Raw genomic sequence first — 13,380 nt, 5'->3', positions numbered from 1 at the left:
CCACCCAGCACCGAGCCCTGCAACGCCTCCTCAACCAGCCCCACCACACGGCGGCTTGACACAGGGCAACTCATCGGGCGCCCTCCTCGTCGCTGGTGGCCGCCGGCGTCGCCGCAGCGCGGGTGTCCTCGGGGTGGGCCTTGCGGTACATCCACTCGACGAGCGGCAGGGCGACGAAGAGCGTCACGTACATGCCCGTCGCGTAGGTGAGGAGGTTGCTCGTGCCGGCGAAGGCCAGGATGGTGTCCTCCATCTCCGGCAGCGTGGCCGCGAGGGCGCCGCTGCAGGCGGCCATCATCGAGCCGCTGCCGACGCCGCAGGCCATGGCGAGCGCCCGGGGGTCGAGGACGTCGAGCGAGGCGACGAAGCTCGCCATGACCGAGAAGACGATGGTGCCGACGAGCGTGCCGACGACGTAGACGGCGAGGACGCCGGCGCCCTCGGGGCCGCGCAGGCCATAGCGGTCGGCGATGATCGCGAGGCTCGGCTCGCGGGCGACGGAGAACGTCGCCCCGATGGCCTCCCGCCGCAGCTTCAGCAGGTACACGGCGACGGGGAAGGCCAGGACGATCGTCCCGAGGTTGCCGAGCTCCTGCAGCAGCAGCGCGGGCCCGGCGGCGATGACCGCCTCGATGTCGGGGCCGATCGTCGTCCCGAAGCGGGCGATGAAGGGCAGGATCGCCACGATGATGAGCGGTGACGCCAGCCGCACCTCACGGCGCCCCAGGACCTTCCCGACCCGGCCGGTGATGCTCGGGTTGAGCACCAGCCCCGCGAGGAAGGCGTAGAGCAGGGGCAGCAGCAGGATGGTGCCGATCCCCACCTCGATGCGGCGGATGCCGAGGAGCTGGGAGAGGACCACGATGACCAGCGCGACGGCCAGGAGCCGCCACGCCGCCACGAGGTCTGCTGGCCTGTCCATGCGGGTCCTCCGGGGGTGTGGGCGGGGCGCGGGGATGGGGACGGGTCAGTAGCCGAGCGAGGGGAACGGGGCGCCGACGGGCTGCACCGGCACCCACACGGCCTTGAGCTGGGTGTACTCGTCGAGGACGCCGGGCCCGGACGAGCGCCCGTGGCCGGAGTCGCCGAAGCCGCCGAACGGCACGGCGACGTGGATGGTCTTGCAGGCGTTGACCCAGAAGGTCCCCGCCCGCACGCCCGCGGCGACGCGGTGCGCCCGCGAGACGTCGTTCGTCCACACCGAGCCGGCCAGGCCGAAGCCGGTCGCGTTGGCGCGGGCGACGGCCTCCTCCTCGGTGTCGAAGGCGTCGACGCCGAGGACGGGACCGAAGACCTCGGTCGACTCCAGCGCGTTGGCGGGCGTGACGCCGTCGAGCACCGTGGGCGCGACCCAGTGGCCGCCGGCGAGGTCGCCCGCCGGCGTCTCGACGAGGGGGGTCGCGCGGGTCGCGCCGTCGGTCAGGCCGAGCTCGAGCAGCGCCCGGACGCGGGCGTGCTGGCCGGCCGTGACGATGGGCCCGACCTCGGTCGCGGGGTCGAGCGGGTCCCCGAGGCGCAGCCGCCCGGCGCGCTCGACGACCTTCTCGAGCAGCGCGGCGTGCACCGGGCGCTCGACGAGCAGTCGCGAGCCCGCGACGCACGACTGGCCGGCGGCCGCGAAGATCGCGGCGACGGCGCCGTCGGCGGCCCGGTCGAGGTCGGCGTCGGCGAAGACGAGGGTCGCGCTCTTGCCGCCGAGCTCGAGCACGGTGGGGATGCCGGCGGCGGCGCACGCCGTCCCGACGGCGCGTCCCGTGGGCACCGAGCCGACGAAGCTCACCTTGCCGACGCGCGGGTCCGTCGTCACGGCCTGGCCGGTGGTGGCGCCGAGGCCGACGGCGACGTTGAGCACCCCGGCCGGCAGCCCGGCCTCGTGCGCCAGCTGCGCGAGGCGCACCGTGGTGGCCGGCGTGAACTCGCTGGGCTTGAGGACGACGGCGTTGCCCGCCGCCAGCGGCGCCGAGGAGTTCCAGCCGGCGGTGAAGACGGGCGCGTTCCACGGCGTCACCGCGGTGACGACGCCCCACGGCACCCGGCGCGTGTAGGTGAGCCAGTCGCCGGGGACGGGCAGGGTGTCGCCGGAGACCTTGTCGGCCCACCCGGCGTAGAAGCCGAACATCTCGGCGACGCGGGCGGCCTCGGCGCGGGCGTCGCGCAGCGGCTTGCCCGTGGTGGCCGACTACAGGACGGCGAGCTCCTCGGCGTGCGCGGCGACGAGGCGGGAGACCTCGCGCAGCGTCGCGGCCAGCGCGAAGGGGTCGGTGGCGCCCCACGTGCGCGCGCCCTCGGTGGAGGAGGCGAGCAGCCGGTCGAGGACGTCGGGCCCGGCGTCGCGGTAGGAGGTGAAGACCTCGCCGGTCGCGGGCGTGACGAGCTCGACGACGTCGCCCGTGCCGGGGACGACGCGCCCGTCGACGAAGGAGCCGAGGCCCGTGGGCAGCGACGCGGCGAGGACGGCGGACGCCGTCGCGGCGCCGCTGCGGCGGTGGGCGTCGGGGCCGGCCGGGGGAGCGGGCGGCGCGCCGGGGGCGGGGGCGTCGGACTGCCGGGTGGTCGTCGTCATCGGTCGTCCTCGCTGCTGGTCGTGGAGCGCGCGGTGGGGTCCGCCGGCGCGAGGGCGGTGGTCGCGGTCGCAGCGGTGGCCGGGGCCTCGGTGAAGTCGGCGGCGGGGCCGCGCTCGGCGAGGGCGCGCTGCCAGGCGTCGTGCGTCGCGGCGAGCAGCGAGGGCTTCGCGCCGCGGGCGGCGGCGACGTCGAGGGCGAGGCCCACGTCGCGGGCCATGAGGCCGAGGGCGAAGCCGGAGTCGAAGGTGCCCGAGAGCACCCAGCGCGGGAGGGCGTTCGCCGTGACGGCGCTGCCGCCCGACGCGCCGCTGACGGCCTGGGCGACCGTGGCGAGGTCGAGGCCGTGGGCGGCGGCGACGTCCATCGCCTCGCCGACGGCGATGAGGTTGGTCGCGCACAGCACGTTGTTGAGGAGCTTGACGACGTTGCCGGCGCCCGTGCCGCCGACGACGGCGTACTGCCCGCCGGTCAGCGCGGCGAGCAGCGGCTCGGCGGCGCGGACGTCGTCGGCGGTGCCGCCGACGAAGGCGCTCAGCGCCCCGGTCGCGGCGCCGCTCGCGCCGCCGGAGACGGGAGCGTCGACGAAGACGGCGCCGCGCTCGCGGGCGGCCGCGGCCATGGCCTCGCTCGTGGCGGGCTCCGACGTCGTCGTGTCGAGGACGACGCGGGTGCCCTCGCGCTCCAGCAGCACGGGAACCGTCTGCTCGACGACGCGCGCCGACGGCAGGGAGAGGACGGCGAAGGGCGTGCCCGCTACGTCCTCGAGCCGTTCGGCCGTCGCGACGCCGGCGTCGGCCGCGCGCGCCCGGGCGTCGGGCGACGGGTCGTAGCCGGTGACCGCCCAGCCGGCCCGGTGCAGCGTCGCCGCCATGGCGCCGCCCATCGCGCCGAGGCCGACGACGGCGACGCGCCGCTCGGCGCCCGAGCCGTCGCTGGGGAGGTCCGCCGGGGCGGCCCCGTCGGGAGGGGTGGTGTCCACGTGTCCTGCTCTCGCGTCGTCCGTCGGTGCGGGCCGGACCCGTGGTGCGCCCGGCCGTGATGGTCGGCAAACGTAAGTGCACCTCGACCCGCTGGCAATGGTCGTTGCAGGATCGCGTCCACGAGGTGTCGGCCGGTCGGCCCGGGCCGGACGGCGCGGATCGACGGGTCCCGCTGCGGCTCCTACAGTTCGGGTCGACGTCGTCCGTCGGGGCGAGGGGGGCGGTGACGGCGTGATCAGCACGTGGCTCGACGGCCTGCGCCCGTCGACGGGGCTCTCGCCGGCGCAGGAGCGCGTGTTCGAGACGGTGAAGCGCAACCAGCAGCTGGCGTCGTACTCCGACGTCGCGGCCATCGCCGCGCGCGCCGGCGTCGACAAGAGCACGGTCGTCCGCTGCGCCCAGCGCCTCGGATTCCGCGGGTGGCCGACGCTGCAGCACGAGCTGCGGGCGCGCTACCTGCTGGAGATCTCCACGGAGCAGACGCTCGAGCAGCACCACCGGGAGACCGACGGGGTCGTCCACGACGCCGTCCGCCACGACATGGAGAACCTGCGGCTCGCGCTCGAGACGGTCGACCGCGACGACGCCGAGCGCGCGGTGGCGGCGCTGGGGGAGGCCGAGCACCTGCTCGTCCTGGGCCAGGGGTCCTTCGCCGGGCCCGCGACGGTCTTCGCCCACCTCGCCGCGACGATGGGCTACCGGGCGCAGCTGGAGTCACGGGGCGGGCCGCACCTGGCGACCGCCGTCTCGGCGCTGGGGCCGGGCGACGTCGTCCTCCTCGTCAACCCGTGGCGCCCCATGCGCGAGCTGCTCGCCGCCGCGCGCGCCGCCCGCGCGGGCGGCGCGCGTGTGGTGTCGATCAGCGACCTCGAGCGCGGGCCGGTCGCGCAGGTCTCGGACGTCCCGCTCATCGTGCCGAGCGAGGGCGTGTCCTTCTTCCAGTCGGTGACGGCCATCACCGCTGTCGTCTACGGGCTGCTCGCCGGCATGCAGGCGAGCCGCCCCGAGCAGACGCGCGCCGCCCTCCAGGGCGTGCAGCGCGCGTGGCGGGCGATGGACACCTACGACGACGGGCCGCGGGGCGGGGCGTCGGGCGGCTGAGGGCGTCGGCTCCACGGGCGCGGGGCGGCGCCGCCGATACGTGCTGGACCGCCGTGGGCGGGGCGGTCATGCTCGCCTCGACCGCTGAGCGCGCACGGCCGGGAGGCCCGACGCAGGCGCTCGTCGAGGAGGGGAGGGGTCGTGGACGACGTCGAGGACGGCGCACCGGGCGAGGCCACCTCGGCACCACGCGCGGACGCCGCTCGGCGTCTGTGGGAGCGGCTCCCGCCCCCCACGCCCGAGGAGGTCGCCGAACGGGAGAGGCAAGCGGCGGCTCTCCTCGCCGCGGTCAACGGCGCCACGGAGGAGATCGAGTTCGTCGAGTACGGCGGCATGTGCCCGGAGCAGGGCTACGGCTGGTGGAGGCCGACCGGCGAGGCGGTCTACCTCCGGCTGCGGCACGACGACGCCAGCCTCGAGGTGGGTCCCTCGGAGGACGGTCGACCGATGCCGGCGAGCGGGCGCCTGCGCCTGGTCGCCGAGCTGAGCGGCGCGACGGGGGTGCTGGACGCCGGGTCCACCTTCTCGCCGGAGGTGGCCGGCGAGCTCGTGCGCACGCTCCGGGCGATGCTGGACCACCCCGATCCGCGTCCTGAGCTCGACACCCAGCGCGTCGTCGAGCGGCTGCGGCGGATCCGCGCGCTCTACGAGCGTTGACGCCGACGAGTGCCGAAGGCGTGTCGTCAGGACTCCCGCGTCCGTGACCCACGCCGTGGTCGCCCCTCGCTCCTTCATGGGCGTGTCCGACCGCAGCCCACCTCGGTCCGTCGGCAGAGCTAGTCCACAGGTCCCCGGCCTCAGCCCGCTCGCCAGGGCGTCCGTGCGTAGCGTCGCGAGCTCGCAGACGGCGACGAGCGTCGGCGACGAGGAGGAACCATGTGCGAGCTGTGCCCGATCGACCTCTCGGACATCGTCGAGGAGCACCGCCAGGAGGTGGATGCCGACGGCTTCTCGATCGTTCACACCACCGGCGGTACGAGCGGCTACCCGCTCACCTACACCGTCGGCCTGAGCCGCCAGGACGGCCAACGCGACCTCCTGGTCTCCGGGGCGCCGGTCGCCCTCTCCTACCTGCTGGTGGACCGCCTCGCACGCAGGGTCCTCGCGGGTGAGCACTTCGACGCTGGCGACCAGCTCGACGACCTCGGACGCGTCCTGATGCGCTTCGAGCCGGTCAGCCACCCGGAGTGCGCCGTGATCCTCCAGGCGATGTACGCCGAGGACGGTCCACCGCTCCCTCTCCTCCAGGTGGTCTGGCGGGACGACCACGGCCGTTGGCCGTGGGAGGAGCTCGACGCGGGCGTCGACCTCGTGCAGACGTGATGGCACCTCCCGACGGGCGGTGAGGGATCCAGCGGGCGAGCACGGCCTGCCAAAGGCGAGCCTTCCCATGGGGGAGGAGAAGTGGAGAGGTGGGTGTGCAGCCCGCTTGACATTCGCCCGTCGAAGTTCAAGTGACTAGGGAGCAGGCTTGAAGTTATGGACGTCGCGCGCTTCAAGGCGAGCCCGCTCGGGCACGTCGTCCGTCTCGCCGGCGTCGACGGGCGCACGCGCCGTCCGTACGAGCACTGGGCCTACGTCGCTGACCCGCTCGCAGCCGAGCCCCCGCTCGGGGGTGCTGCATGGCGCGCCGTCGCGCGCGCTGGACACGCTCTGGGTCGCCTCGAGCAAGCGGGGCGGCAGATGCCGGAGCCAGCCTTGCTCAGGCGGCCGACCCTCCGTCGCGAGGCCCAGAGCACGTCCGCGCTCGAAGGGACCTTCGCGCCGCTCGAGGACGTGCTCGAAGCGGAGTGGGGGACCGGTGGGACGTCGGCGGAGCTCGCCGAGGTGCTCAACTACGTGGACGCGGCCGAGCAGGCCTTCGCATGGGTGGGTGAGGGGCGCCCCCTCACGGTCGGGCTCGTCTGCCAGCTGCACCGGACGCTCGTGCGAGGAACCGCGGCGGACACGGACGACGCTGGGAGGGTCCGCCGCGTGCCGGTCGCCATCGGGGGGCGTGACGCAGGCCTGGAGGCTTCGCGCTTCGTGCCGATGCCCCAGGGAGCGGCGCTGGAGGCCTCGGTGCACGACCTGGTCCGGTGGATGGAGCTGCCGGACCTCGACCGGGACCCCGTCGTCGCCGCCGCCATGGGGCACTACCAGTTCGAGACCCTTCACCCCTTCAACGACGGCAACGGCCGCCTCGGTCGGCTGCTCGTCGTCCTCCACCTGATGCGCGCCCGTATCATCCACGAGCCGCTGCTGAGCGTGTCACCGTGGTTCGAGGCGCGCCGGCGCGACTACCAGGAGCACCTCGCCGAGGTCAGTGCGACCGGTGACTGGAACGCATGGGTGCACTTCTTCGCCACTGGCCTGGAGGCGTCTGCGCTCGACACGGCTCGGAGGGTGCACGACCTCCTGGACGTGGAGCAGGACTACCTGCGCCGCGTGTCCGACGCCGGCCTCAGCGGTCTCGCGGAGACCATCGCCCGCGGTCTCGTCGCCGCCCCCTTCGTCCGTGTCGCTCGGCTCAGCGAGGCCACGGGTCGGACCTACCAGGCCACCAACACCGCCGTCGCTCGTCTCGTCGAGCTCGGCGTCCTTCGTGAGTCACCGGGTCAGGGGCGTGGCCGCCGCTTCGTCGCGGACGCCGTCGTGGAGGTGCTGACGGGGCGCTGAGACCAGGCGCGCGGCGTCGACGTCGGCGCCTCCCTGGACCGGCAGCTCCGACGAGGGCACGGAGCTACTGGCCCGCGGCCGCCTGCCTCAGCACGTGCAGCCGCAGCGCGGCGTGCACATCGAGGCTCCGGGGCGGCACGTCCCATCCCTCGCCGAGCAGCTCGGTCAGGCGCTCGGCGCGCTGGCGCACCGTGTTGACGTGGACGAAGAGCCGCGCGGCGGCGGCGGTCCGCGAGCCCTCCTCGAGGACGGCGGTCGCCGTCTCGACGAGGCAGGTGCCGTGGGCGGCGTCGTAGGCGAGGGCCGGCCCGAGCTGCTGCTCGACGAGCGCGTCGACCACCTGCTCGTCGTGGCCGCCGAGCAGCAACCCGGCGAGGCCGAGGCGCGCGCGGTCGGCGTGGCCGCGGCGCCACCCGAGGACCTGCGCGGCGCGGGCGGCCTGGGCGGCCTCGGCGTGCGCGCGCTGCAGCGGCCCGGCGCCGCGCCCGGCGGACGCGGCGCTGCCCACGAGGGCCGGGACGCCGGACGTCGCCAGCGCCTCCACCGCCCGGTCGGCGAGGGCGCCGTCGGAGGCGCGGCCGCCCGTCGGGCACAGCAGGCAGACGTGGCCGGCGTGCACCGACACCAGGCCGCCGCGCGCGACGAGCGGTCGCAGCGCCGCGACGCCGCGCTGGCGCTCGGCCGCCGGGACGAGCACGACGAGCGACGTCGCCGGCGCACGCAGGTCCACGCCGTGGCTCAGCGCCCGGGCCTCGGCGACCTCGCGGCGGGCGGCGCGGTCGCCGTCGGGCCCGTCGTCGAGGTGGTCGCCGAGGAGGTCCTCGAGCAGCGTGGAGACGGAGCGGTCCGCGGCCTCGGCCAGCTCGTGCTCGACCTGCAGCGCCAGGCCCACGGCCAGCGCACCGCGCGCCAGCACCGGGTCGACGCGCTCGCCGGTCGCCGGGGTGACGAGGCGGCCCCGGTCCCGCTCGACGAGGCAGGCGCCGCCGGTCAGGTCACCGGTGCCCGGGAGCGCCGACGAGGCCGCCCGCACCTCGCCCTGCGCGTCGAGCAGGGCCACCGGGGCCCTCAGCTCGGCCGCCAGCTGCGCGAGGACGGCGCGGCAGCCCCCGCCCGTCTCGACGGCGGCCAGCAGCCGGGCGTCCAGGGCCAGCAGGGCGGCGGCGTCCGCGGCCTCCCGGGCGCGGCGGCCCGCCTCGTGCCGGGTGCCGTCGGCCAGGGCGCGCAGCTCGGCGATCTCCGCGGCGCGGCGCGTCTGCTCCAGCGCGACGGCGGCCTGCAGCGCCAGCAGCCGCAGCGCCGCCAGCCCCTCCGGCGGCATCACGACCGGCGTGCGGTGGGCGACGAGCAGCGCGCCCACGAGGTGCCCGTCGACCCGCAGCGGCTCCCCGCTGATGGCGCGCACCCCCTCGCCGGCGACGACGTCGTCGATGTGGGTGAGGTGGTTGAGGTCGGTGTCGGCGAGGTAGTCGTCGGTGTGCACCGACGTGCCGCCCGCGGCCACCGCGCCGAGGATGCCCGTGCCCAGCGGCATGCGGATCTCGGCGTAGGCGCGCGTGCGCACGCCGTCGGTGACGTGGATCCACGTCTCGCCCGCCGCGAGGTCGTTGAGCGACAGGTAGGCCATGTCGGCGCCGAGCAGGGCGCGGGTGCGGCGCACGAGCGCCTGGAGGATGACGCCCCGGTCGCGGACGCTGGCGAGGTCGGTGGCCGCGTCGTGGACGGCGCGCAGCAGCGCCTCGGGCGACGGCGCCGCGAAGCTGCCCACGTCCGCGACGCCCGCCCGGGCGCCGCCCACGTCGGTGCCGCCCGGCGCCGTGCTGCCGTCGTCGGGCACGCCCTCACCTCCGTCGGCGGGGTGTGGGCGGGCCACACCCGGGGGGCCGCAGTGTGTCAGCGACGCCCATGGCCGTCACCGTCCCGGCCGACCCAGTCTGGGCGCGCGCCGCGACGGGGCGGCGCCCCTCGCGACGACGTCGAGGCACGGGCGCCGCGGGGGCGCAGGCTTGAGACAGGGGTCCGACATGACCGGCAACGCCCCCGACATGAAGCTCCACGTGCTCTCCACCGGGGTGATGGAGACCGACCTGACATGGCTGCTGCTCAAGGGCGGCCGCACCATTCGCGACCGCCACCACAAGGACGACCCCGTCGTCTGGGGCGACTGCCCGACCCACGCCGTCCTCATCGAGCACCCTGAGGGCCGGGTGCTGTGGGACACGGGCGTGCCGCGCGACTGGCAGGAGCGGTGGGCGCCCACCGGCTTCCACGACTTCTTCCCCGTCCGCGAGGCGATCGACGGGCCCGGCTACCTCGACTCCTCGCTCGCCGAGCTGGAGCTGGCGCCCGAGGACATCGACATCCTCGTGCTGAGCCACCTGCACTTCGACCACGCGGCCAACGCGCGGGACTTCGCGAACGGCAAGACGCGGATCATCGTCAACGACAAGGAGCTCGAGGGCGCCCGGAAGATCGACGGCTACAGCGCCGGCGCGCACATCGTCGGCGACTACCAGGGGCTGGACTTCGAGACCGTCAGCGGCGACGTCGACATCCTGCCGGGCGTCTCCGTCATCGAGACCCCCGGTCACACCTGGGGGACGATGTCGCTCAAGGTCGACCTGCCGGAGGAGGGCACCAAGCTCTTCACCTCCGACGCCGTGTACCTCAGCGACTCGTGGGGGCCGCCGGCCGTCGGCGCCGCCATCGTCTGGGACAACCTGCGCTGGCTCGAGAGCGTCGAGAAGCTCCGCGGCATCGCCGAGAAGACCGGCGCCGAGGTCATCTTCGGCCACGACGCCGAGCAGGCGAAGGGCCTCCGCTACGCCCCCGAGGGGGTGTACCGCTGATGGTGCTCCACGACTTCCTCTGCGGCGCCGGCCACCGCTTCGAGGCCGGGCTGCCGTCGATGACGTCGCCGGACCCGGCGTGCCCGGCCTGCGGGTCCGCGTCGCGCCGTCGGCCGAGCCGCCTCAACGTCGGCGGCCGCGCGTCCACCGGGGTGTCGCGCGAGCAGATGCCCCGCAGCTGGGAGGGCGTCCGGCGCGGGGACCGCGAGACCGTGGCGCACTGGCGGAAGGCGGCCGTGGCGCGGGAGCGCCTGGAGGAGAAGCACCCCGAGCTGGCGGGCGACCGGCGTCCGGTGCTCGCCCACGAGGGCGTCTTCGCGAGCCGCCCGCTGCGCGCCGGGGACGACCCGAAGGCCGTCATCGCCGAGGTCCGCGCCGCCGAGGCGGCCGCACCGACGGCGGCGCCGGGACGGACGGCACCGGGACGGACGGCAGCGCCCGGACGGTCGGCGTCATGAGGATCCGCGGCGCGGTGCTCGAGCGCATCGGCGACGAGCGCCCCTACCGTGACTCCCGGCCGATCTCCGTCGTCGAGCTCGAGCTCGACGACCCGGGCCCCACCGAGGTGCTCGTGCGCATCGAGGCGGCCGGCGTCTGCCACTCCGACCTCTCGGTCGTCGACGGCAACCGCGTGCGCCCCGTGCCGATGCTCCTCGGCCACGAGGCCGCCGGACGGGTCGAGCGCGTCGGCGCGGAGGTCGACGACCTCGCCGTCGGCCAGCGCGTCGTCATGGCGTTCCTGCCCCGCTGCGGCGAGTGCGACGGGTGCCGCACCGACGGACGGCTGCCCTGCACGCGCGGCTCGGCGTCCAACAACGCCGGCGAGCTGCTGGCCGGCGGGCGGCGGCTGCACGCGACCGCACCGCTCGGCGTGGGGGACGACGCCGTCGGGGAAGGCGACGCCGTCCACCACCACCTCGGCGTCTCCGGGTTCGCGACGCACGCCGTCGTCGACCGCCGGTCCGTCGTGGCCGTCGACGACGACGTCCCGCCCGAGGTAGCCGCCGTGCTCGGCTGCGCGGTGCTCACCGGCGGCGGCGCCGTCCTCAACGCCGGGCGGCCCGGGGACGGCGACACCGTCGTCGTCGTGGGGCTCGGCGGGGTCGGGATGGCGGCGCTCATCACCGCCGTCTCGCTCGGCCGCGGCCCGGTCATCGGGGTGGACGCGGTGCCCGAGAAGCTCTCCCGCGCGCTCGAGCTGGGCGCGTCGCAGGCGATGTCGCCGGCCGAGGCCCTCGAGGCGGGCCTCAAGGCGCCCGTCGTCGTGGAGGCCGCCGGCAACGCGCGCGCCTTCGAGACCGCGGTCGCGCTGACCGGCGTCGGCGGCACGACCGTGACGGTGGGGCTGCCCGCGCCGACCGCCGAGGCGACCATCAAGCCGCTCGGCATCACCGCCGAGGCGCGCACCATCGTCGGCAGCTACCTCGGGTCGGCCGTGCCGGCCCGCGACATCCCGGCCTACGCGCAGATGTGGCGCGAGGGGCGGCTGCCCGTCGAGGCGCTCATCTCCTCGCGGACGCGGCTGGAGGACGTCAACGCCGCGATGGACTCCCTCGCCGAGGGCGCGGCGATCCGCCAGGTCATCGTCTTCGACCCGCCCGACGACGGCGGGGCTGACGACAAGACTGACGACGGGGCCGACGATCGGGCCGGCACCGAGGCCGGGGGTGCGGCGTGACCGCGGGCACGGCGTCGGCGCGCTCCGTGCCGCCGGAGCAGGCCGCCCGCGAGGCCGAGCTGCTCGCCGGCGTCCCCACCGACCTCCTCGTCGGCGGCCGGTGGGTGCCGGCCTCCTCGGGCGAGCGGTTCGCCGTCGAGGACCCGTCCACGGGGGCCGTCCTCACCACCGTCGCCGACGCGAGCGTCGAGGACGGCGCGGCCGCGCTCGACGCCGCGGTCGCCGCCCAGGCGGCGTGGGGGAGGACGGCGCCTCGCGAGCGGGCCGAGGTGCTGCGCAGGGCCTTCGACGCCGTCGTCGCCCGCACCGAGGACCTCGCGCTGCTCATGACGCTCGAGATGGGCAAGTCGCTCGCCGAGTCGCGCGGCGAGGTGACCTACGGCGCCGAGTTCCTCCGCTGGGCGTCGGAGCAGGCGGCGCACGTGGCCGGGCGGTACCTGCCCGCGCCGGACGGCAAGCAGCGGATCCTCGTGGTGAGGAAGCCCGTCGGTCCGTGCCTGCTCATCACGCCGTGGAACTTCCCGCTGGCCATGGCCACCCGCAAGATCGGGCCGGCGCTCGCCGCCGGCTGCACCGTGGTGCTCAAGCCCGCGGCGGAGACCCCGCTGACGTCCCTGCTCTTCGCGAAGGTGCTGCAGGACGCGGGCGTGCCCGACGGCGTCGTCAACGTCGTGCCGTGCACGCGGGCCGGGGAGGTCACCGGGCCGCTCATCGCCGACCCGCGGCTGCGCAAGCTCTCCTTAACGGGCTCGACGGCGGTGGGCAAGCAGCTGCTGAAGCAGGCGGCGGACGGCGTGCTGCGGACGTCGATGGAGCTGGGCGGCAACGCGCCGTTCCTCGTCTTCGAGGACGCCGACCTCGACGCCGCCGTGGAGGGGGCGATGCTCGCCAAGCTGCGCAACGGCGGCGAGGCCTGCACCTCGGCCAACCGCTTCTACGTGCACGCGGCGGTGGCGGAGGACTTCTCGCGACGGCTGGCCGAGCGGGTCGGCGCCGTGCACGTCTCGCGCGGGACGGAGAGCGGCGCGCAGGTGGGGCCGCTGATCGACGAGAAGGGGCGGTCGAAGGTCGCCGACCTCGTCGACGACGCCGTCTCCCGCGGCGCGCGCGTCCTGACCGGCGGCTCGCGCGTCGAGGGGCCCGGATACTTCTACGCCCCGACGGTGCTGGCCGACGTGCCCCTCGGGTCGCGCCTGCTGGCCGAGGAGATCTTCGGCCCCGTCGCGCCGGTCGTGACCTTCGAGACCGAGGACGAGGCCGTCGCGCTCGCCAACGACACCGAGTACGGTCTGGTCGCGTACGCCTACACCGGCTCGACGGCGCGGTCGCTGCGCCTGGTCGAGCGGCTCGAGACCGGGATGCTCGGCCTCAACACCGGCGTCATCTCCAACCCGGCGGCGCCCTTCGGCGGCGTCAAGCAGTCGGGGCTCGGCCGCGAGGGCGGGGAGGAGGGCATCGGCGAGTACCTCGAGACGCTGTACGCGGGCATCGCCGACCCGTGGGGCTGAGCCGGGCGGCCCCCTGACCGGCCGTGGCGCGGGCGCCTCACC

At 75.7% G+C, this 13,380-nt stretch carries 11 protein-coding genes and 1 pseudogene; 8 read left to right on the top strand and 4 right to left on the bottom strand.

The annotated features are described in order from the left end of the window. Positions 1–70: 70 nt before the first annotated feature. The 3 genes and pseudogenes from Q0789_RS13050 to Q0789_RS13035 all read right to left on the bottom strand — a co-directional run bounded on the left by Q0789_RS13050 (position 71) and on the right by Q0789_RS13035 (position 3,543). Positions 71–922, bottom strand: coding sequence for a DUF3100 domain-containing protein (locus Q0789_RS13050; RefSeq protein ID WP_298805896.1), 852 nt, complete (start codon positions 920–922; stop codon positions 71–73). A gap of 45 nt (positions 923–967) precedes the next feature. Next, positions 968–2,440: pseudogene (locus Q0789_RS13045) on the bottom strand (aldehyde dehydrogenase family protein). Between the two features lie 119 nt (positions 2,441–2,559). Continuing rightward, the gene (locus tag Q0789_RS13035; RefSeq protein WP_298805892.1) at positions 2,560–3,543 is read right to left on the bottom strand and encodes an NAD(P)-dependent oxidoreductase; all 984 of its coding nucleotides are present in this window, start codon (positions 3,541–3,543) and stop codon (positions 2,560–2,562) included. A gap of 232 nt (positions 3,544–3,775) precedes the next feature. Between Q0789_RS13035 and Q0789_RS13030 the strand changes: the two genes are divergently transcribed. The 4 genes from Q0789_RS13030 to Q0789_RS13015 all read left to right on the top strand — a co-directional run bounded on the left by Q0789_RS13030 (position 3,776) and on the right by Q0789_RS13015 (position 7,303). Then, entirely contained in the window at positions 3,776–4,645 is an 870-nt protein-coding gene (locus Q0789_RS13030) for a MurR/RpiR family transcriptional regulator (RefSeq protein ID WP_298805890.1), read from the top strand. A 141-nt stretch (positions 4,646–4,786) separates the two neighbouring features. After that, positions 4,787–5,302: a hypothetical protein gene (locus Q0789_RS13025; protein WP_298805888.1), complete on the top strand. Its 516-nt coding sequence runs from the start codon at positions 4,787–4,789 to the stop codon at positions 5,300–5,302. 219 nt (positions 5,303–5,521) lie between these two features. Further along, positions 5,522–5,968 carry a DUF4262 domain-containing protein gene (locus Q0789_RS13020; RefSeq protein ID WP_298805886.1) on the top strand — a complete coding sequence of 149 codons (447 nt, stop codon included), beginning with the start codon at positions 5,522–5,524 and terminating at the stop codon, positions 5,966–5,968. 156 nt (positions 5,969–6,124) lie between these two features. Beyond that, positions 6,125–7,303 carry a Fic/DOC family N-terminal domain-containing protein gene (locus Q0789_RS13015; RefSeq protein WP_298805884.1) on the top strand — a complete coding sequence of 393 codons (1,179 nt, stop codon included), beginning with the start codon at positions 6,125–6,127 and terminating at the stop codon, positions 7,301–7,303. 64 nt (positions 7,304–7,367) lie between these two features. On the opposite strand, the gene Q0789_RS13010 is transcribed toward Q0789_RS13015, so the two are convergent. Further along, the gene (locus Q0789_RS13010) at positions 7,368–9,140 is read right to left on the bottom strand and encodes a GAF domain-containing protein (protein ID WP_298805882.1); all 1,773 of its coding nucleotides are present in this window, start codon (positions 9,138–9,140) and stop codon (positions 7,368–7,370) included. Positions 9,141–9,327: 187 nt separating this feature from the next. On the opposite strand from Q0789_RS13010, the gene Q0789_RS13005 reads away from it, so the two are divergent. Genes Q0789_RS13005 through Q0789_RS12990 form a run of 4 tightly spaced genes read left to right on the top strand, consistent with a single transcriptional unit; the run spans position 9,328 to position 13,338 of the window. Next, on the top strand, positions 9,328–10,152 hold the full coding sequence (locus Q0789_RS13005) for an N-acyl homoserine lactonase family protein (protein WP_298805878.1): 825 nt from the start codon (positions 9,328–9,330) through the stop codon (positions 10,150–10,152). After that, the gene (locus Q0789_RS13000; protein ID WP_298805876.1) at positions 10,152–10,610 is read left to right on the top strand and encodes a zinc ribbon domain-containing protein; all 459 of its coding nucleotides are present in this window, start codon (positions 10,152–10,154) and stop codon (positions 10,608–10,610) included. The genes Q0789_RS13005 and Q0789_RS13000 overlap by 1 nt, the downstream gene beginning before the upstream one ends. Further along, positions 10,607–11,830, top strand: coding sequence for an alcohol dehydrogenase catalytic domain-containing protein (locus Q0789_RS12995; protein ID WP_298805874.1), 1,224 nt, complete (start codon positions 10,607–10,609; stop codon positions 11,828–11,830). Before Q0789_RS13000 ends, Q0789_RS12995 begins: the two co-directional genes overlap by 4 nt. Continuing rightward, positions 11,827–13,338: an NAD-dependent succinate-semialdehyde dehydrogenase gene (locus Q0789_RS12990; RefSeq protein ID WP_298805873.1), complete on the top strand. Its 1,512-nt coding sequence runs from the start codon at positions 11,827–11,829 to the stop codon at positions 13,336–13,338. The genes Q0789_RS12995 and Q0789_RS12990 overlap by 4 nt, the downstream gene beginning before the upstream one ends. Positions 13,339–13,380 lie beyond the last annotated feature (42 nt).

The organism is uncultured Pseudokineococcus sp., from assembly GCF_947499845.1.
In the GTDB taxonomy this organism is placed as follows: Bacteria; Actinomycetota; Actinomycetes; order Actinomycetales; family Quadrisphaeraceae; genus Pseudokineococcus.
Note: the sequence above shows the minus strand (reverse complement) of the source record. Positions and strands in the feature narration are given on the sequence as shown.

Coding starts and splice junctions, on each gene's coding strand:
- Q0789_RS13050 (WP_298805896.1), bottom strand. CDS start 922: ATGGACAGGCCAGCAGACCTCGTGGCGGCGTGGCGGCTCCTGGCCGTC.
- Q0789_RS13020 (WP_298805886.1), top strand. CDS start 5,522: ATGTGCGAGCTGTGCCCGATCGACCTCTCGGACATCGTCGAGGAGCAC.
- Q0789_RS13015 (WP_298805884.1), top strand. CDS start 6,125: ATGGACGTCGCGCGCTTCAAGGCGAGCCCGCTCGGGCACGTCGTCCGT.
- Q0789_RS13005 (WP_298805878.1), top strand. CDS start 9,328: ATGACCGGCAACGCCCCCGACATGAAGCTCCACGTGCTCTCCACCGGG.
- Q0789_RS13000 (WP_298805876.1), top strand. CDS start 10,152: ATGGTGCTCCACGACTTCCTCTGCGGCGCCGGCCACCGCTTCGAGGCC.
- Q0789_RS12995 (WP_298805874.1), top strand. CDS start 10,607: ATGAGGATCCGCGGCGCGGTGCTCGAGCGCATCGGCGACGAGCGCCCC.